This is a genomic window from Streptomyces sp. GQ60, from assembly GCF_059758875.1.
The window spans coordinates 20,771-38,658 of the sequence record NZ_JCAXEG010000017.1 but is presented as its reverse complement, the minus strand read 5'-3'; the positions used below and the strand labels follow the sequence as shown (position 1 = coordinate 38,658).

Below are 17,888 nucleotides of genomic sequence, written 5' to 3'. Positions count from 1 at the left end.
CAAAACCAATGGGTAGGTTTCGTGCGGCACTTGACCGATTACGTGCCCATTCGGTACGCATTTGCCTCCCCTTGAGAGGCAAATGCGTCCGATTATCGGTCAGTGCACTCCGGCATTGAGGAACATTCCCCCGTCAACCACGAGAGTTTGCCCCGTGATCCATTCCGCTTGTGCAGATGTGAGAAACGCGGCGGCCCCGCCGATGTCCTCCGGGAGCCCGAGCCGGCCCAGCGGATAGGCCGCCGCCGCCTCCTGCTCCCGGCCCTCGTAGAGCGCCTGCGCGAACCGGGTCTTCACGACCGCGGGCGCGATCGCGTTGACCCGGACCCCCGGGGCCATCTCGTGGGCGAGCTGGAGGGTCAGGTTGACCATGGCGGCCTTGCTCATCCCGTACGCCCCGATGAAGGGCGAGGCGGAGACGCCGGCGATCGAGGCGATGTTGACGATCGCCCCGCCGTTCTCCTTCTGCCAGGCGTGCCAGGTGCGCTGGGCGAAGCCGAGCGCCGAGACCACGTTGGTCTCGAAGACCTTGCGGGCGACCCCGAGGTCCAGGTCCGCGATCGGCCCGAAGACCGGATTGGTCCCCGCGTTGTTGATCAGGAAGTCGACGCGGCCGAAGGCCTCCATCGTGCGTTCCACGGCGACGGCCTGGTGGGCCTCGTCGTGCGCCTTGCCCGCGACCGCGATCACCCGGTCCGCGCCGAGCCGCTCGACGGCCTCCTTGAGGGCCTCCTCGTTCCGTCCGGTGATGCAGAGCCGGTCGCCGCGCGCCACCAGGGCCTCGGCGATGCCGTAGCCGATGCCCCGGCTCGCCCCGGTGATCAGCGCGACCTTGCCGCTGTCCGTTCCGTCGTACGTCATGTCGTGCGCCCTGCCTCTCGTCAGCTGAGCGGGCCGCCGGCCACGTACATGACCTGGCCGGAGACGAAGCCGGCGGCCTCGCCCGTGAAGAAGGCGATGGCGTTGGCCACGTCGTCCGGGCGCCCGACGCGCTGCACCGGGATCTGGGTGGCGGCCGCGGCCTGGAAGTCCTCGAAGTCCATGCCGACCCGGGCGGCCGTGTGGGCGGTCATCTCGGTGACGATGAAGCCGGGCGCGACGGCGTTCGCGGTGATGCCGAACTTGCCGAGCTCGATGGCCAGGGTCTTGGTGAAGCCCTGCAGGCCGGCCTTGGCCGCCGAGTAGTTGGCCTGGCCGCGGTTGCCGAGGGCGGAGCTGCTGGAGAGGCTCACGATCCGGCCGAACTTGGCGGCGACCATGTGCTTCTGACAGGCCTTCGACATCAGGAACGCACCGCGCAGGTGCACGTTCATGACGGTGTCCCAGTCGGTGTCGCTCATCTTGAAGAGCAGGTTGTCCCGCAGCACACCCGCATTGTTGACCAGGATGGTCGGGGCGCCGAGCAGGCTCGCCACCCGCTCGACGGCCGCCTCCACCTGCGCGCTGTCGGAGACGTCGCAGCCGATCGCGACGGCCGTGCCGCCGGCCGCCGTGATCGTCTCCACGGTGTCCTTGCAGGCCGCCTCGTCCAGGTCGAGTACGGCGACCGCCCGTCCCTCGGCGGCCAGGCGTACGGCGGTGGCCGCGCCGATGCCCCGGGCCGCCCCGGTCACGATCGCGACGCGCTGCTCGGTGGTGGACATGCTGGATCTCCTCGCCCTCGGAAAGCGGCCCCCCAGAGGTGAGCAACCGCTTAGTAGCTTCAGCTGAGGAGACGCTAGGAGCCCTGGCACTCCGTGTCAACGGGGAGCGGATCCAGCCCCGTCGGCGGGCTACCGGACCAGCAGGTCCAGCAGCCGCTCCACCTCCACGGCGGGATCGGCCGTCAGGCCGATGTGCACCGGGCCCGGCTGCACGACGGTGCTCCGTGGTGCGATCAGCCACCGGAACCGCCGCCCCGCGTCGTCACCAGCCGCCTGCCCCGCGAACTCGCCGCCCGCACACACGCCCTCGACCCCGCGCAACGCGGCCCGCACCCCGGCCACGTCGGCCTCCGGATCCAGTACGAGGAGCTTGGCCTCGTCCAGATGGGTGCGCGCGGCGACGTACGAGCGCGCCCGGCAGTAGACGATCACGCCGGCGTTGAAACACTCGCCGCGCTCCATGCGGGGCACCACACGCACCAGCGCGTACTCGAACACGTCCCGCTTGATCACTCGCTGTCGCTCTTCATCTTCCGGGGACGGGGGTCGAGGCGGTCGGCGAGCCAGCCGGGCGGACCCGACCGGACCTTCGCCTCGGCCTCCATGGTGATCCTCTCGTGGATCGTGGCCGCACGCGGCAGCAGGGCCTCCACGTAGGCGCGGCGCAGCGCGTCGGTGGAGTCGAAGCCCGGCTCGTCGACCAGCCACTCGTCGGGCACGTCGGCCGCGACCTCGGTCAGCAGCTCCTCGGTGACCAGCGGCGCGAGCGCGGCCGCCGCCGCGGCGATGTCCGGGCCGACCGGGGCCAGTACGTGGTCGGAGGCGTTGTACGGCTTGGCGGCGGCGCTCTCGGCGGTGGGCCAGTTGTGGTGCCAGATCATGGTGGCGCCGTGGTCGATGAGCCAGAGGTCCCCGTGCCAGACCAGCATGTTCGGATTGCGCCAGGACCGGTCGACGTTGTTGATCAGGGCGTCGAACCAGACCACGCGCCCCGCCTCCACGGGGTCCACCTGGTACGCGAGGGGGTCGAAGCCGATCGAGCCGGGGAGGTAGTCCATCCCGAGGTTCAGCCCGCCGCTGGCCTTGAGCAGCTCCTGCACCTCCTGGTCCGGCTCGCCGAGCCCGATGACCGGGTCGAGCTGCATCTGCACCAGCCTGGGGACGCGCAGCCCCAGCCGCTGGGCCAGCCGGCCGCAGACCACCTCGGCGACCAGCGTCTTGCGGCCCTGGCCGGCTCCGGTGAACTTCATGACGTAGGTACCGAGGTCGTCGGCCTCGACGATTCCGGGGAGCGAGCCGCCCTCCCGCAAAGGCGTGACGTAACGGGTCGCGATCACTTCTGTGAGCATTTTCCCAGGCTATCCGGCGATCACGGTTCACGATCTACGGTTTTCCCCGGCCGCTCCGTGCAAAGCCCCGCGGACGCCGCGCGGACGCCGCGCGGGGTGCCGCGCAGAGTCGTCGTGGTCGCCTCCGCGCCCGCCCCCACCCCCAACACACCACCCGCGCACGGGTCTTCAGCCACATACGTGGATGTGAATCGCACTGATGGATCGCGCCCAGGGTCTTGCGCGACACCCTGTTCCGTTCCTACTCTCCCGGCCAATGGTTAGGAACTATTCCTAACCATTAGCCGACGCTCCGAACCGGCCGCGAACCGGCCGCGAACCGGCCGCTCCCCCACTCGCGCAGCACTCACCCGAGGACGCCCGATGTCACAAGCACATCAGCAACCTTCCGCGCACAGAGACCGCCGCCCTCCCCGCTGGCACCGTCCGCTGGCGGGTCTCGCCGCCCTCGCCTCCGCCGTGGCGGGGCTCACCGGCCTCAGCGCCCCGGCCGCGACGGCCGCGACGGCTTCCGAGGGCTCCGCCACCCGCGGGGCCGCAGCGGCCTTCGGCGCCGCCGCCGTCATCCCCGACCTGACCAGCGCCAACCGCCGCGCCCCCGTAACGGCGGCCGACCCGTCGAAGTACCAGCACCTGACGGAGGGCGGCTCGCCGATCGCCGACTGGGCCGGCAAGGAGGGGCTCGACTACTCCCGGTCGCCGAACGCCGGTGTGAACGCCTCCAAGACGGACGCCTCCGGCTCCCTCTTCCTGAAGTCCACCGGCACGCCGCCCGCCCCGGGCGCCGGCGCCCCCACCCCCGTCCTGGTCTCGCAGGGCAGGCCGGCGACCTCGTCCTCGGTCGAGGCGGCCGGCTTCGAGGCCGGGAAGGCCGTGGACGGCAACGCCGCGTCGCGCTGGGCCAGCTTGGAGGGAGTGGACCCGCAGTGGATCCGCATCGACCTCGGCGCGGCCCACACCATCAGCCGGGTGAAGCTCGCCTGGGAGGCCGCGTACGGGAAGGCGTACAGGATCCAGACCTCGGCCGACGGCTCGGCCTGGACCGACGTCTACTCGACCAGCACCGGAAACGGCGCCACCGACGACCTGGCCCTCACCGGTACCGGCCGCTACGTCCGCGTGTACGGAACGGCCCGGGGCACCGGCTACGGCTACTCCCTCTTCGAGTTCGAGGTCTACGGCAACCCCGCCTCCGGCGGCAGTGACACCACCCCGCCGACCGCACCCGGGAGCCTGCGCTCGACGGCCACCACCGCGAACAGCGTCTCGCTCGCCTGGAACGCGGCCATCGACAACGTCGGCGTCACCGGCTACGACGTCTACCGTGGCGGCTCGCTCGTGGGGAGCGCCACCGGGACCTCCTACACGGACACCGGCCTCACGGCGTCCACCGCCTACGCGTACACCGTCAAGGCCCGCGACGCGGCCGGCAACGCCTCCGCGGCGAGCGGCACGCTCAGCGTCTCCACCGCCCCCGCCGGCGGCACCGGCCCCGCCGTCCCGTTCGGCAGTCACACCCGGCCCTACGCCGCCGGAACGCTGAAGCCGTCCGGCACGCAGGGCACCCTCGACCAGAAGACCGTCGAGTACTACAACACCTGGAAGTCCGCGTTCGTCCGGCAGAACTGCGGCAACGGCTGGTACCAGGTCATCTCCCCCGACGCGGACCACCCGTACGTCGCCGAGGCCCAGGGGTACGGCATGGTCATCGCCGCGACGATGGCGGGCGCCGACCCGGACGCGAAGAAGATCTTCGACGGTCTGACCAAGTGGATGATCGACCACCCGTCGGCGATCAACTCGGACCTGCTGGCCGCCGAGCAGGACACCGCCTGCCGGAGCGTCAACGGCGGCGACGGCGCGACCGACGGCGACATGGACGTGGCCTACGGGCTGCTGCTCGCCGACAAGCAGTGGGGCAGCACGGGCACGTACAACTACAAGGCCCTCGCGATCAAGCACATCAACGCGATCAAGAAGGACGAGCTCAACCCCACCACCAACCTGCTGAAACTGGGCGACTGGAGCAGCTCGGGCGACCAGTACTACTACATCTCCCGCACCTCGGACTGGATGGTGGACCACTTCCGGGCCTTCCGGTCGGCTACGGGCGACGCGGCCTGGGACACCATCCGCACCGCGCACCAGAACCAGATCACCAGCCTGCAGGCGACGTACGCGCCGAACACCGGGCTCCTGCCCGACTTCGTCGTCACCACCAACACCACCCCCAAGCCAGCCCCGGGTCAGGTCCTGGAGGACCCGAACGACGGCGCCTACTGGTGGAACGCCTGCCGGACCCCGTGGCGCATCGCGGACGACGCGGTGACCAGCGGAGACGCCAAGTCCCTCGCGTCGGCGCGGAAGCTCAACAACTGGATCAAGGCCAAGACGGGCGGCGACCCGAACAGGATCGCCATCGGCTACAAGCTCGACGGCACGCAGATCTCCGCGGGCAGCGAGGCGGCGTACTTCGCGCCGTTCACGCTGGCGGCCATGACCGACCCGGGCAGCCAGGCGTGGCTGGACGCCCTCTGGAACAAGATGCTGGCCACCCCCATCGACACCGGCAGCTACTTCTCGGCGAGCATCCAGCTCCAGGTCATGATCACGGCCTCCGGCAACCACTGGGTCCCGTAACCCGGCCCCTCGCCGGGCCTCACGGACCGGGCCGCCGCACAGGTGGACACCCGACTGGTGCCGTGCCGGCCGACCGGCCCCGAGAGCGCGGAGCTGGTCTGTCGGGCGGCCCGGCACGGGCTGCCGGTGGACGCGTACGTGACCGCCCGGCCGCCGGCCGACCCCGCGCTGCTGCCCGCCCACGTACGAAGGCTGCGCGCCGCCGGGGCGAGCCGGCTGAGCCTGTACCACCTCGGCCTGCTGCCCCAGGGGGCGGCTCCCGCTACTGGCCGATCTGACAAAGGAGTTCCGCTCGTGAACCAGCCCCGCACCCTTCTCCTCACCGGCGCCGCGGGCGGCATCGGCACCTTCCTGCGCACGAGCCTGCCCCGCTACGGCTACACGCTGCGTCTCGCGGACCTGAAGCCGGTCGAGGGGCCCGACGGCGCCGGGTCCCTGGTCTTCGACCTGGCCGACGCCGACGCGGTGCGTTCCGCGGTCCGCGGTCCGCGGGGTCGACGCGGTCGTGCACGTCGGCGGGATCTCCCTGGAATCCCGCTTCGAGGCCCTGCTCGAAGCGAATGTCCGCGGGACGTACCACCTGTACGAGGCGGTGCGCGCGGAAGGCGTGCGCCGGGTCGTGTTCGCCGGCAGCAACCACGCGGTCGGGTACGTGCCGCTCGACGGTGACGTTCCGATCGGCAGCGCGGTCCCCGCCCGGCCGGACACCACGCCGCCCTGACCGCACCGGACGTCGGGCACACCGTGGTGAACGGGATCAGCGCCAACACCCGTGCCTGGTGGGACCTCACGACGGCGCGGGCCCTGGGCTACGAACCCCGGGACGACGCGGAGGCGTACGCGCGGGCGCTGCTCGCCGCGCACGGCGAGCTCGGCCCCGGCCACGTGGACGCGCGCTACGTCGGCGGCTCCTTCACCCTGTCCGGACCGGACCCCCGGCCGCCCCGGTAGCGGTAGCGGTCGCGGTCGTACCGGGCGAACGGGCTCTCACGACGGGCCACGTCGGCGGCGCCCCACCAGAGGGCGCCGACCCCGACGGCCCCGAAGAGGGCCGCGAACACCAGCAGCAGCAGCCCGACCAGGCCGGTGGGATAGGGCATCGCGCCGCCCGGTCCCCAGCCCGCGAGCACCCGTCCGACGAGCGGGATGGTCGCCCGGTCCCCCTGCCACCAGAGACCGGACGGGCAGCCGGCCAGGAACACCGCGGCCGCCAGCCGAGCCCCCGCACGCACGACGGAGTCCTGCCGCGCCCGCCTGGCCGCCGCCGCACGCACGATCACCGTGGCCGTGGCCACCACGTCCGCCGCCTCGTCTTCCATGAACGCACCGCCTCTCCGCAGGGGCACATGATCTGCCGGAAGGCCTCGACCCGGTAGGCATCCGCCCTGACGGATCCGTGCCGGTGCCTCGCAGATCGCCTTCATCCTCCTCGTCATCACGGCGGCGGCTCCACTCCAGGGCGCGCGGCAGGCCGACCCGGCACCTACCGCGCCGGGGCCCACTGGGCCAGGAGGGCTTCGGCCGTGGTGATCTCCGCGACGAGGGAGAGGGAGTTGCGGATGACCTCGGCGGTGCAGGCGGCGGGCACCCCGGCGATGGCGTCGGAGGGAACCACCACCCGGTAGCCGAGGTTCACCGCGTCGAAGACGGTGTTCGGGATCGCGATGTTGGAGGAGACCCCGGTGACGACGAGGGTGCGGACGCCGAGGTTGCGCAGCAGGGCGTCCAGGTCGGTGCCGGCCATGGGGGAGAGCCCGTGCAGCCGGCGCACCACGAGGTCCTGCTCGGCGACGGCGATCGGCGCGGCGACGTCCACGGCCGGACTGCCGGTCAGCTGCCGCACCGGCAGCCTTTCCGCGGCGCGGAACAGCCGCGCGTTGGTGTTGGCCCCGAGCCCGTCCGGCCGTCGCTCGGCCACCGCGTGGAGCACCTGCACCCCGGCCCCGCGCGCGGCCTCGACCAGCGCGGCGACCCGGTCCAGCATGCCGGAGTCCCGCGCCTCCTTCGCGAGCTCCGGAAGGGCGCTCTCCTCGCCGACGACACCGTTCTGGCACTCGACGGTGAGCAGTGCGGTGGTGGCGGGATCGAGATCGGCCATGGCTCCCCCTGGCGTGGCGACGGAAGAGCACGCATGATTCCTGACACATAGTCAGATGTGAAGGGGCGCGGACCATATGGACAGCACACCCGTGGACGGGGCGCAGCGGCGCGGCCGCCGCATCATGATGACCGACGAGGAAACGGACGCCTTCCTGCGCGAGCAGCGCACCTGCCGAGTGGCCACGGTCTCCCCCGACGGCCGCCCGCACGTGGGCGCGCTCTGGTTCGTCTGGGACGGCACCTCCCTGTGGCTGTACTCGATCACCCGCAGCCGCCGCTGGTCCGACCTCCGCAAGGACCCCCGCGTCTCGGTGGTCGTCGACGCCGGTGAGGCCTACGACGAACTGCGCGGGGTGGAACTGTCCGGCACGGCCGTCTTCGTGGGCGAGGCCCCCCGTACGGGCGAGCCGTGCGAGGAACTGGCGGAGGCGGAGCGGCTCTTCCCGGTCAAGAACTTCGGCATCACGGAGATGCCGCACGACGGACGGCACGCCTGGATCCGGCTGACCCCGGACTCGATCGTGTCCTGGGACTTCCGCAAGATCTAGGGCGCCCCCTCGGGCGCCCCCGCCGGCCGCCCGGCCTTCCCCGCCGGGCGCTCACCCCGCCGCGGCAGCGGCTGAGGCCGCCCTCCTCAACGCCTCCACGGCGGCCCGGATCGACGGCCGGCGATCGGCGTCCGCCCGCCAGACGACGTACACGTGGCGCCGGACGGTGTCGCACACCGGGAGCAGCCGGACCCCCGGCGGCACCGGTCCGCGTCCCAGCCGGGGCGCCACGCACACGCCCAGCCCGGCCTCGACGAAGGCCAGTTGGGTGTGGTGCTCCTCCGCGATGTGCGCGATCCGGGGCTCGATGCCGGTGCCGCGCAGGGTGGAGACGAGCCACTCGTGGCAGAACTGCCCCTCGGTCCAGGAGATCCAGTCGTCCCCGCCGAACTCGGCGAGCGAGATCCCGGCGCGGCCGGCCAGCGGATGGCCGGCCGGCACCGCGATGTCCATGGAGTCGTCCAGGAGGTGGGCCCGCGCGAGCTCGGCCGGCACGGGCATCCGCTTGTTGTGCCAGTCGATGGCGAGGGCCATGTCGAGGTCGCCCCGCACCACGGCGGTCATGCTCTCCTCCGGTTCCTGCTCCCTTACCCGCGGGCGCAGTTCGGGGTGCGCGGCACGCAACTCCGCCAGCACCTGCGGCAGCAGCCCGCGCATGGCGGTCGGGAAGGCGCCGATCCGCAGCTCGCCGACCGCGCACCCGCGCCGCGCCTCGACGTCGGCCTGGGCGAGCTCGACCTGGGAGATGATCCGGGCCGCGTGGTCGGCGAGGAGCCTGCCGGCATCGGTGAGTCGGACCCCGCGCCCGTTCTTGGCCAGGAGCGGCTGACCGACCTCCCGTTCCAGTTTCGCCATCTGCTGGGACACGGCGGAGGTGGTGACATGGAGCCCGTCGGCGGCGCCGCTGACGGAGCCGTGGCGGGCGAGGGCGTCGAGGGTGCGCAGCCGCTCCAGGTTCAACATGTAAGCAATCCTACGACGTCACGCCCAACAACTTTCGCTTGTCCTACGAGGTTGTGAGGGCCAGAGTTTCTGTCATGAGCGCCCCCAGCACCCCGGTCCCACCCAGCACCCCGGTGACGCCGAGCATCCCGATCCCGCCCCTGTCCCCGGCCGCCGCCCGCACCGCGGGCCCGGCCCCCGCCGCGAAGGCTCGCGCCACCACCCGGCTGGACTGGCGCCTGCGCTTCGCGGTCCTCTCGGTGATCTGGGGCTTCAGCTTCCTGCTGATCAAGGTGGGCACGGAGGCGTACGCCCCGTTCCAGGTCGCCCTCGGCCGGGTCTTCTTCGGCGCGCTCGCCCTGCTCACGGTGCTCCTGATCCGCCGCGAACCGCTCCCCCGGGGCCGGCGCACCTGGGCCCACCTGTCGGTGGCGGCGCTGCTGCTCAACAGCGCCCCCTTCTCCCTCTTCGCGTACGCGGAACTGAGCATCCCGTCGAGCCTGGCGGGCATCTGCAACGCCACCTCGCCGCTGTGGGGCATGGCACTCTCGCTGGTCGCCCTCTCCGAGGACCGCCCGACGCGCCGCCGGTTCGCCGGCCTGGGTCTGGGCTTCCTCGGCGTCCTGACCGTCCTCGGCGCCTGGCAGGGCTTCTCGGGTCTCGACGCCAAGGGCACCGCGCTCGCCCTGCTGGCCGCGCTCTGCTACCCGATCGGCTGGATCTACGTACGCCGCACGCTGGCCTCCACCCCGGGCTCCCCGGTCGCCCTGACCGGCGCCCAGCTCCTGATCTCGACCCTGCAACTAGCCGCGGTCAGCGCCCTGTTCACCTCGGCCCCGAGCTCGTTCCCGCTCTGGCCGACCCTGTCGGTGATCGCCCTGGGCGCCCTGGGCACCGGCATGGCCCTCCAGATGCAGTACGGCCTGGTCACGGAGATCGGACCGACCACCGCGCAGATGGTCACGTACTTCATCCCGGTCATCGCGACGACGGCCGGCGTCCTCCTCCTGGACGAACAGCTCCACTGGAACACGCCGGTGGGCGCGGCCGTCGTCCTGGCCGGCGCGGCCCTCACCCAGACCCGGCGCCGCTAGGCCGACACCGCGCCCCGGCCGTCAGTCGAGCCGTCCCCCGGCCGCCGGGCGGACCGCCGAGGCCACGGCTGCCGCCAGCACCGGTACGTCCGCCAGGGACAGCGTCGACATCGTCATCCGCACCGCCGGCCCGGACTCCACCCGGAACCGGGCCCCCGGAGCGACCGCCCAGCCCGCGCCCAGCAGCCGCGCCACCACCGCCGCCTCCTCGGCGACCGGCACCCACACGTTCATCCCGCTCCGCCCGTGCGCGCGCACCCCGCGCCGGGCCAGCGCCGCGACCAGCCCGTCCCGGCGCTCCCCGTACGACCGCGCGACCGCCACGGGGTCGACCGCCCCGGCCTGCCACAGCTCCACCACCGCGTACTGCAGCAGCCTGCTCACCCACCCCGGGCCCAGCCGCTGCCGCCCCCGGACCCGGTCGAGCGTGACCCCGTCCCCGGTCAGAACGGCGAGCCGCAGGTCCGGCCCGTACGCCTTCGCGGTGGAGCGGATCAGCACCCAGTGGCGGGTCGCCCCGCCCAGCACGTTCAGCGGCAGGTCCACGATCCCGTGTCCGTGGTCGTCGTCGATGACCAGCACCTCCGGGTACCCGGCGAGCACCGCCCGCAGCTCCGCGGCCCGCTCCGGGCTCACCACCGCCCCGGTCGGGTTCTGCGCCCGGGCCGTCACGAGCAGCGCCCGCACCCCCTGCGCCAGTGCCCGTTCCACCGATCCGGGCAGCGGTCCGTCGTCGTCCACGGCCACCGGCACCACCCGCAGCCCCAGTGCCGGGACGAGGTCGAGCACGCTCCCCCATCCCGGGTCCTCGACCGCCACCGCGTCCCCGGGCCGCAGGTGCGCCGCCAGCACCCGTTCGATGCCGTCCAGCGCGCCCGAAGTCACCGCCACCTCCCCGGCCGGCACCCCGTCCGCGTCGAAGGCGGCCCGGGCGAGCCGCGCCAGCTCCGGAACCACCGGGTCATGGCCGTAGAGCGTCGGTTCCGCCGCGTACCGGCGCGCCGCGCCCGCCAGCGCGGCGTCCAGCGCGGGCAGCAGCCGCAGGTCCGGGTTGCCGGAGGCGATGCCGCGCACCCCCGCCGGGACGGCCATCCGCAGCTGGTCGCGCGGCGCGGTCGCCGGGCGGGCCCGCACCCTGCTGCCGCGCCGCCCGTCGGTCTCGATGACCCCGCGCTCGCGCAGCGTGCGGTACGCCGCGGCCACGGTATTGGGGTTCACCCCCAGCACTCCGGCGAGCTCCCGCATCGGCGGCAACAGCGCTCCCGGCGCGAGCCCGCCGGAGGCGACGCCCGCTTCCACACTCGCGGCGATTTCCGATGCGCGCCGCCCGATGATCAGATACTCTTCTAGCACAAAGTCAAGTATGCACTAATACAATGGAGTCCGCAATGAGCGTCACGCCTGCCCCCGAGACCACCACGGAGACGTCGGCGGCAGCGGTCGCGATCGCTTCCCCGGAGGCGACGGCCGCCGGGTACGCGCCCACCGAACGTACCGTCCCCAGCCGGTACCGCGACCGTGCGCACTACGACCACGAGACGGTGCACTCGATACTCGACGCGGCCTACCTCTGCCACCTCGGCTTCGTCCGCGACGGCGCTCCGGTGGTCCTGCCGACCCTCTTCGGCCGGGTCGGCCAGACCCTCTACGTGCACGGGTCCACCGGCTCGCGCCCGCTCCTCGCGGCCGGCAAGGCCGACCCGGGGCTGCCGGTCTGCCTGACCGTGACCCACCTCGACGGCCTGGTCCTGGCCCGCTCCGCGTTCCACCACTCGCTCAACTACCGCTCGGTGGTCGTCCACGGCACCGCCTACGAGGTGACCGATCCGCAGGAGCGCCGGATCGCGCTCGCCGCCCTCGTCGACCAGGTCGTCCCGGGCCGCTCGGCCGGTTCCCGGCCGGCGAGCGCCAAGGAGCTCGCGGCCACCGCCGTGATCCGCCTGGACCTGGACGAGGTGTCCGCCAAGGTCCGCGACGGCGGCCCGAACGACGACCCCGAGGACCTCGGGCTGCCGTTCTGGGCGGGCGTGGTCCCGGTCGCGCCGGCGTACGGGACCCCGGTCCCGGCCGCCGACCTCGCCGCCGGCATCGCCGTCCCGGACCACATCAGCGCGCTCTGACGGCCGCCTCGGCGGCAGGGGCGGGCCGGACCTGCGGCCCGCCCTCCCGCGCGTCGGCCTCCAGGCCGTCCGCCGGCCGCCGCCACTCGGCGGCGATCAGTGCCCCCACCGCCGACAGCAGGAGTACGGTGCCCAGCGCCACCGGCCCGGTCAGCCGCTCCCCGAGCACCAGGACGGCGATCGCCGCCGCACCGACGGGCTCGATCAGCATGATCACGGACACCGTGGCGGCCCGCACCGCGGCGGCCCCGCTGAAGTAGAGCGCGTAGGCCAGCGCGGTCGGCACGGTGGCCATGTAGGCGAGCAGCCAGAGCACCCGGACGGGCTCCGCCGTGTGCGGCATCAGCCCTTCCACCAGGGCGAGGGGCAGCAGGCACACCGTGCCCACCCCGACCGACCAGACGGTGGTGACCAGCGGGTCCCCGCCGGTCCCGCGCCGCCCGAGCAGCCTGGCCCGCAGGGTCATGGCCCCGTAGCCGGCGGCCGAGAGCAGCGCCCAGCCGACGCCGAGCGGCCGCACCTCGCCGCCGCCGCTGCCGAGGACGAGTACGGCCAGCCCGGCCAGCGCCCCGCCGACCGCGACGGTCCCGCCCCGGCCGAGCCGCTCCCCCATCCAGTACCGGGCCCCGAGCGCGATGAGCACGGGCCCGGATCCGAGGGTGACCACGGTGCCCACGGCGAGGCCGGTCTCGCGCACGGCGGCGAAGTACGCGGACTGGAAGAGGGTGAACAGCAGCCCGGTCCCGATCAGCGACCCCACCGAGGCCCGCTGCCGGACGGCGCCCGCCCTGACGCCGCCCGCCCGGCCGTCGCCCGCCCCGACGGCACTCCGCCGTGCACCGCCGCCCCGCCGGGGGCCTCGTACGGCGAGAACCGCGAGCAGCACCGCGAGCCCGCCCGCGCACCGCCAGAACGACAGGGCGAGCGGGCCGAGGTCACTGGCGAGGAAGAGCAGCGAGGCCGCCGCCCCCGCGGTGCCCCAGGCGGTTCCGGCGATGACGAGGAAGAGCAGGCTGCGCCCGGTGGCGGGCGTTTGGTCCGACTGGATCGACACGAGAGGTCTCCGCGCGTGCGTGAAGGATGAAAGGTGCAGGTCATCGCTTCGCGGGCAGCGCGAATCGGCCCGGGTCACGGCCCGGGCCGGGTTCTCTACGTGGTGGCAGCCGCCCGCGCTAGGCGGCGGGCGGCGGAAGCACGGTCGACAGCATGATCGCGATCCTAGACCTTGCTCGGATCGCGGTCCAGGGCGGCCACCGGCTCCGCGACCCCGGGCGCGGCCTGCCCCCGGGAGGTCTGCGCGATGAAGGCCCCGCCCAGCACCAGCGCACCGCCGATGATCTGCCAGGTCGCGAGGTGCTCGCCGAGGAGCACCCAGGCCAGTACGGTCGCCACGACCGCTTCCAGGCAGGCCACCACGCCCGCGACCTGCGGCGACAGCTTGCGCACGGAGACCACGCCGGTCAGGTACGCGAAGACGGTCGCGATGAGCACCACCCAGCCGAGCAGCACCGGCGCGGGCACCATCAGGTCCCCGAGCGCCGCGTCCCCGCCCAGCACCTGCCAGTCCATCCGCCAGGGCCGGGCGATCACGGTCATCACGAGGGTGCCGACGATCATGCCGTGCGCGATCATGCCCATCGGGTCGGGCACGTCGTCCCCGTCGCTGCCCTGGTCGGCGAAGACGAAGTAGAAGGCCTGGCAGCAGGCCGCCGCGAGGCCGAGCAGGACGCCGAGCGGGTCGAGGCTCAGCCCGGCCCAGATCTGCACCACGCAGGCGAGGCCCACGACGGCCACGGCGGCGCCGGCCGCGGCGGCCCGGGTCACGGGCCGGCGCTGCACGAAGCGGATCCAGCCGAGCAGGAGCGCCGGGCCGAGGTACTCCAGCAGCAGGGCCACACCGACCGGGATCCGGGACAGCGAGGCGAAGTAGAAGGCCTGGACACCGGCCACGGCGACGAGGCCGAAGCCCGCGAGCAGCAGGGGTTTGCGGCGTACGAGATCGCGATGGCGCCAGGCCAGCGGGGACAGCACGAGCGCCGCCCCGGCCACCCTGAGCCAGACCATGTGGAGCGGGTCCAGACCCGCCTCGATCAGCGGCTTCGCCGCCACACCCGAACCACCGAACGCGATCGCCGAAATGAGGGCGAGGCCCAGTCCGGCATGTCTCCCTGACGCTTGCATTCGGACATCATGGCAGGGCCGGTCAGGAGCGAAGACACCGTGACACCTGTTGAGACGCTCCCGAGACCGAGCCGACACCGGCCGGACCCCCACCCACCCCGCTCGCCGATATCTGACAGGTCGTCAGTCTTGAATGTTGCGTCCGCCGGGGCTACCTTCCGCCGCACGTACCTGACGAGAAGGGGTGGTCGCATGGCTGAAGTCACCGCGGAATCACGCATCGAGGCGTCCGCCGCGAAGCTCTGGTCCCAGCTGACCGACTGGGACGCATACGGCGAGTGGAGCATGACCCACACCAACTTCCCCAAGGGCGGCCCCGAGACCCTCGCGGTGGGCTCCACCTTCGCCGAGAACATGAAGATGATGGGCTTCCCGGCCGAGGTCCTGTGGACGGTCTCGGAGCTGGAGGACGAGCGCGTCTTCGCGATCACCGGCAAGGGCCCGATGGGGGTGGCCGTCCTGACCCGCTACACCCTGGTCCCGGACGGCGAGGCCACCACGGTCCGCATCGACGGCGAGTTCACCGGCGCCGCGGTCTCCCTCATGGCGGGCAAGCTCAAGGACTCGGCGACCGCCGCACTGAACGAGTCGCTCCGCAAGCTCTCCGGCCTGGTCGCCTGACCTGGCAGCACCCCCGCCGAGCAGGTCCGTACGCACGCACGCACGCGACGGCGCACCCCACGAGAACCTCGTGGGGCGCGCCGTCGCGTGCGGGAGGTCCCGCCGACCCGTACTCAGTGCTCGTCGGCCAGGATCAGGTAGAGCTTCTTGCGGGCGTCGTTGACGACGGCGAGGGCCTTCTCCCGCTGCGCGGGGGTGCCGGTCTTGAAGACCTGGCCGTACGCCTCCATCAGGCCGAAACCGGCCGTCCGGACCTCGTTCATCGCCTCGAAGTCGAAGCCGCGGCCGGCCTCCGCCCAGGGGGCGTCCGGGCCGGACTCGGCTTCGGCGCGGCCGGCGTCGGTGAGCGTGAACAGCTTCTTGCCGCCCTCGGTCTCATTGGTGATGAGGCCCTCGTCCTCCAGGAGCTGCAGGGTCGGGTAGACCGACCCCGGGCTGGGCTTCCACGCCCCGCCGCTGCGCTCGCCGATCTCCTGGATCATCTCGTAGCCGTGCATCGGCCGGTCGGTGAGCAGCGCCAGGATGGAGGCGCGCACATCACCCCGCCGGGCCCGGCCGCGCGGCCCGCCGCGCCCGCCCCGCCCACCGAAGGGCCCGCCGCCGAAGGGCGGCCCGAACGGCCCGAAGGCGGCGCGCCGCCCCTGGAACTCCTCCCGACGGTCCGGCCCGCAGTGGCCGTGACCCCGGGCGTGCTCATGTCCGTGGTCGTGTCCGTGCTGTCCGCGTGAACGCATGACTGCGCTCCTTTCCTCATCCGTTGTCTCAATGTCGCTGATGCGATGTCTCTACTATCGTCGACCCATCGCGATGCGTCAACGATATATCGGAAACTCTCCAACGAACACCTCGGATCACCGCACGGCCGACCTGTGACAGCGATCTTGGGATGCGTGTCGTCGAAGTTGAGCCACTTGCCGGCTTCGCGCCACCGAAGATGGGTCAGTGCTGTGCCAACGAAGGTGAGCCAGTCATGTCCCGGCCTGCGCGTCGCGAAGCTCTGCCCGGTCGGCCACGACCCCGGGCCGGCCGCAGCGCATCCGCCGGTAGCGGCTCGGCCAGCGGATGTTCGCCATGAACACCGGATCGGGTCTCCCGACCGGGGCCACCGCCAGTGGCAAATGTCCCGTCTCAGATGATCTGGTGTGCACCGTGGCGAGCCGGCGATAGAGCCCCCGGCGACCCGTGCTGCCATCTACGACGGCTGTATCCCACTCGCGCTTCTGGCTAGTCTGCGGGCATGACGGAGCACCCTGGGTTCGGCACGGTGCTGACGTGGCTGCTGGACCACAGAGAGCTCGGTGCGCAGGAATTGGCCGACCGCGCTGGGCTGAGCGCAGACGAGGTCCGCGCAGCGCTCGCAGGAGATGGCCCCGACGAGGTACTGCTCCGGCGGCTTGCACCCGCGCTGGGTTTCCACGCTGTCGATCTGTTCATCCTCGCGGGGCTGGCGGTCCCGGATGACATGGCGCCGTTGGACGCCGCGGCCGCGATATGGGTGAAGAACACGGTGACGGATACGGTGCGTCTCCCCGCAGCGGAACGCCGCGAACTCCTGCAGCTGATCCGCTCGCTGCCACAGGAGGAACGGCGTTTCAGCTTCGCCCCGAAACCGCTCACGGCCCTCGCGGGCGGCCCCGGCGCTTGGGTCATCCGCATGCTCCAGTACCGCAACCTGAACTGGTCGGGAATGGCGCAGGCGCTCGCGTCCGTGACGCCCACCTACCTGTCGGCGGCCACTTACGGTGTGATCGGCTCTGGTCGCAAGGAGCTGACCCCGCGCTTGGTGACGGACATCGCTGCTCTGCTGGGGATCGATGCCCGCGACCTGGCCGCGCTGACGGGCGTCATTCTGCATGAGGTACCACCGCCCCCGGCCCCGGAGGCCGCGGACACCGCAGGCCTGCTGTGGGAGGTGCGGCGTCTGTCCGCCGAGCAGGCACGACACGTCTCCGAGCTTGCACGCTCCACGCGTGGAGACTCCCGCAACGTGCACCTCATGGAAATGCCCGGACTCTGAGGCCTACTGACCGGTTTGCCAAGTGAGTTTGACCAGCCTCGCAGCCCCGCCCTTCCTCGTTAAGCTCAGTCGCCATGACCAGCACCGACAGCGCAGGCAAACGCCGCTTCCTCGTCCTACACGACTACGGCATGGGCGGCACGTGGTGGTGGGTTCACGCACGGTCTGCGCAGAATGTCGTCGAAACGTTCGCCTGGGTCGAGGTCGTCACCGACCTCGAGACGGTGGCCCGGTTCCAAGACGAGGAGCTGGATGAAGTCGACATCGACGCTTCCCTGATGCCTCCCGGGCTGGAGGGACTCCGCGCCGAGCGCGACGCGCAGCGTGGGCGTGAGGGTTTCGGCGCACTCGCGGACAGGGACATCGTGCACCTGCGGCGCCGCTGGGACGAGGAGGACGATGAACCAGTCGTCCATCTGATGGAAGTGGCGTCCGACGGACGCCGGATTCGCCAGGTGGAGCTCGCCGAGGACGGAACCGCCCTGCGTAGTGGCCCCGACGACTGGCCCTTCAACCCGCCGATCGTGGATCTCTTCGATCCTGCGCTGGCGGGTCAGGAGATCAGCCAGCGCGAGTTCGAGGACCAGTGGACACGCGCCCACCAGGTAAAACCCGACATGTAGGCGCGGGCCA

The 17,888-nt window shown here is 72.3% G+C and carries 18 protein-coding genes and 1 pseudogene; 8 read left to right on the top strand and 11 right to left on the bottom strand.

Annotation, left to right across the window (positions count from 1 at the left end; all coding sequences use genetic code 11):
* Nucleotides 1–99: 99 nt before the first annotated feature.
* The 4 genes from AC6CKD_RS30860 to AC6CKD_RS30845 all read right to left on the bottom strand — a co-directional run bounded on the left by AC6CKD_RS30860 (nucleotide 100) and on the right by AC6CKD_RS30845 (nucleotide 2,992).
* The gene (locus AC6CKD_RS30860; protein ID WP_498331899.1) at nucleotides 100–861 is read right to left on the bottom strand and encodes an SDR family oxidoreductase; all 762 of its coding nucleotides are present in this window, start codon (nucleotides 859–861) and stop codon (nucleotides 100–102) included.
* Between the two features lie 20 nt (nucleotides 862–881).
* Nucleotides 882–1,643 (bottom strand): 3-oxoacyl-ACP reductase FabG, encoded by a 762-nt coding sequence (gene fabG, locus AC6CKD_RS30855; RefSeq protein WP_266876359.1) that lies wholly within the window; start codon nucleotides 1,641–1,643, stop codon nucleotides 882–884.
* A gap of 129 nt (nucleotides 1,644–1,772) precedes the next feature.
* Nucleotides 1,773–2,156 carry a DUF3037 domain-containing protein gene (locus AC6CKD_RS30850; RefSeq protein ID WP_498331897.1) on the bottom strand — a complete coding sequence of 128 codons (384 nt, stop codon included), beginning with the start codon at nucleotides 2,154–2,156 and terminating at the stop codon, nucleotides 1,773–1,775.
* Nucleotides 2,153–2,992 carry a HipA family kinase gene (locus AC6CKD_RS30845; RefSeq protein ID WP_498331895.1) on the bottom strand — a complete coding sequence of 280 codons (840 nt, stop codon included), beginning with the start codon at nucleotides 2,990–2,992 and terminating at the stop codon, nucleotides 2,153–2,155. Before AC6CKD_RS30845 ends, AC6CKD_RS30850 begins: the two co-directional genes overlap by 4 nt.
* Nucleotides 2,993–3,355: 363 nt before the next feature.
* Here AC6CKD_RS30845 and AC6CKD_RS30840 point away from each other — a divergent pair, with 363 nt between their 5' ends.
* Together AC6CKD_RS30840 and AC6CKD_RS30835 are read left to right on the top strand one after the other, a co-directional pair.
* Nucleotides 3,356–5,632 carry a glycosyl hydrolase family 8 gene (locus tag AC6CKD_RS30840; protein WP_498331893.1) on the top strand — a complete coding sequence of 759 codons (2,277 nt, stop codon included), beginning with the start codon at nucleotides 3,356–3,358 and terminating at the stop codon, nucleotides 5,630–5,632.
* 294 nt (nucleotides 5,633–5,926) lie between these two features.
* A pseudogene (locus AC6CKD_RS30835) lies at nucleotides 5,927–6,583 on the top strand (NAD-dependent epimerase/dehydratase family protein).
* Here AC6CKD_RS30835 and AC6CKD_RS30830 read toward each other — a convergent pair.
* Complete coding sequence (locus AC6CKD_RS30830) at nucleotides 6,529–6,951, bottom strand: hypothetical protein (protein WP_498331892.1); 423 nt, start codon at nucleotides 6,949–6,951, stop codon at nucleotides 6,529–6,531. The pseudogene AC6CKD_RS30835 and the gene AC6CKD_RS30830 overlap by 55 nt on opposite strands.
* A 164-nt stretch (nucleotides 6,952–7,115) precedes the next feature.
* Nucleotides 7,116–7,730, bottom strand: a complete 615-nt coding sequence (locus AC6CKD_RS30825) for a cysteine hydrolase family protein (RefSeq protein ID WP_498331890.1) — start codon at nucleotides 7,728–7,730, stop codon at nucleotides 7,116–7,118.
* A 91-nt stretch (nucleotides 7,731–7,821) separates the two neighbouring features.
* On the opposite strand from AC6CKD_RS30825, the gene AC6CKD_RS30820 reads away from it, so the two are divergent.
* Nucleotides 7,822–8,280, top strand: a complete 459-nt coding sequence (locus AC6CKD_RS30820) for a pyridoxamine 5'-phosphate oxidase family protein (RefSeq protein WP_498332033.1) — start codon at nucleotides 7,822–7,824, stop codon at nucleotides 8,278–8,280.
* 51 nt (nucleotides 8,281–8,331) lie between these two features.
* Here the strand turns inward: AC6CKD_RS30820 and AC6CKD_RS30815 are convergent, their stop codons facing one another.
* A complete protein-coding gene (locus AC6CKD_RS30815) occupies nucleotides 8,332–9,243 on the bottom strand; it encodes a LysR family transcriptional regulator (RefSeq protein WP_498331888.1) in 912 nt (303 codons plus the stop codon).
* 74 nt (nucleotides 9,244–9,317) lie between these two features.
* Here AC6CKD_RS30815 and AC6CKD_RS30810 point away from each other — a divergent pair, with 74 nt between their 5' ends.
* Nucleotides 9,318–10,316 carry a DMT family transporter gene (locus AC6CKD_RS30810; protein WP_498331886.1) on the top strand — a complete coding sequence of 333 codons (999 nt, stop codon included), beginning with the start codon at nucleotides 9,318–9,320 and terminating at the stop codon, nucleotides 10,314–10,316.
* A 21-nt stretch (nucleotides 10,317–10,337) separates the two neighbouring features.
* Here AC6CKD_RS30810 and AC6CKD_RS30805 read toward each other — a convergent pair whose 3' ends face one another.
* Entirely contained in the window at nucleotides 10,338–11,669 is a 1,332-nt protein-coding gene (locus AC6CKD_RS30805) for an aminotransferase class I/II-fold pyridoxal phosphate-dependent enzyme (RefSeq protein ID WP_498331885.1), read from the bottom strand.
* 23 nt (nucleotides 11,670–11,692) lie between these two features.
* Here AC6CKD_RS30805 and AC6CKD_RS30800 point away from each other — a divergent pair, with 23 nt between their 5' ends.
* The gene (locus tag AC6CKD_RS30800) at nucleotides 11,693–12,436 is read left to right on the top strand and encodes a pyridoxamine 5'-phosphate oxidase family protein (RefSeq protein ID WP_498331883.1); all 744 of its coding nucleotides are present in this window, start codon (nucleotides 11,693–11,695) and stop codon (nucleotides 12,434–12,436) included.
* Here the strand turns inward: AC6CKD_RS30800 and AC6CKD_RS30795 are convergent.
* On the bottom strand, nucleotides 12,423–13,490 hold the full coding sequence (locus AC6CKD_RS30795; RefSeq protein ID WP_498331881.1) for a DMT family transporter: 1,068 nt from the start codon (nucleotides 13,488–13,490) through the stop codon (nucleotides 12,423–12,425). The two genes, AC6CKD_RS30800 and AC6CKD_RS30795, sit on opposite strands and share 14 nt — an antisense overlap.
* Before the next feature lie 164 nt (nucleotides 13,491–13,654).
* Nucleotides 13,655–14,617, bottom strand: coding sequence for an EamA family transporter (locus tag AC6CKD_RS30790; protein ID WP_498331880.1), 963 nt, complete (start codon nucleotides 14,615–14,617; stop codon nucleotides 13,655–13,657).
* 192 nt (nucleotides 14,618–14,809) lie between these two features.
* Between AC6CKD_RS30790 and AC6CKD_RS30785 the strand changes: the two genes are divergently transcribed.
* Nucleotides 14,810–15,238 carry a type II toxin-antitoxin system Rv0910 family toxin gene (locus tag AC6CKD_RS30785; protein ID WP_498331879.1) on the top strand — a complete coding sequence of 143 codons (429 nt, stop codon included), beginning with the start codon at nucleotides 14,810–14,812 and terminating at the stop codon, nucleotides 15,236–15,238.
* Nucleotides 15,239–15,351: 113 nt separating this feature from the next.
* On the opposite strand, the gene AC6CKD_RS30780 is transcribed toward AC6CKD_RS30785, so the two are convergent.
* Nucleotides 15,352–15,972, bottom strand: coding sequence for a PadR family transcriptional regulator (locus AC6CKD_RS30780; protein WP_498331877.1), 621 nt, complete (start codon nucleotides 15,970–15,972; stop codon nucleotides 15,352–15,354).
* A gap of 503 nt (nucleotides 15,973–16,475) precedes the next feature.
* On the opposite strand from AC6CKD_RS30780, the gene AC6CKD_RS30775 reads away from it, so the two are divergent.
* Both AC6CKD_RS30775 and AC6CKD_RS30770 read left to right on the top strand, forming a co-directional pair.
* On the top strand, nucleotides 16,476–17,255 hold the full coding sequence (locus tag AC6CKD_RS30775) for a hypothetical protein (RefSeq protein ID WP_498331876.1): 780 nt from the start codon (nucleotides 16,476–16,478) through the stop codon (nucleotides 17,253–17,255).
* Between the two features lie 74 nt (nucleotides 17,256–17,329).
* On the top strand, nucleotides 17,330–17,878 hold the full coding sequence (locus AC6CKD_RS30770) for a hypothetical protein (protein WP_498331875.1): 549 nt from the start codon (nucleotides 17,330–17,332) through the stop codon (nucleotides 17,876–17,878).
* The last annotated feature ends 10 nt before the right edge of the window (nucleotides 17,879–17,888 follow it).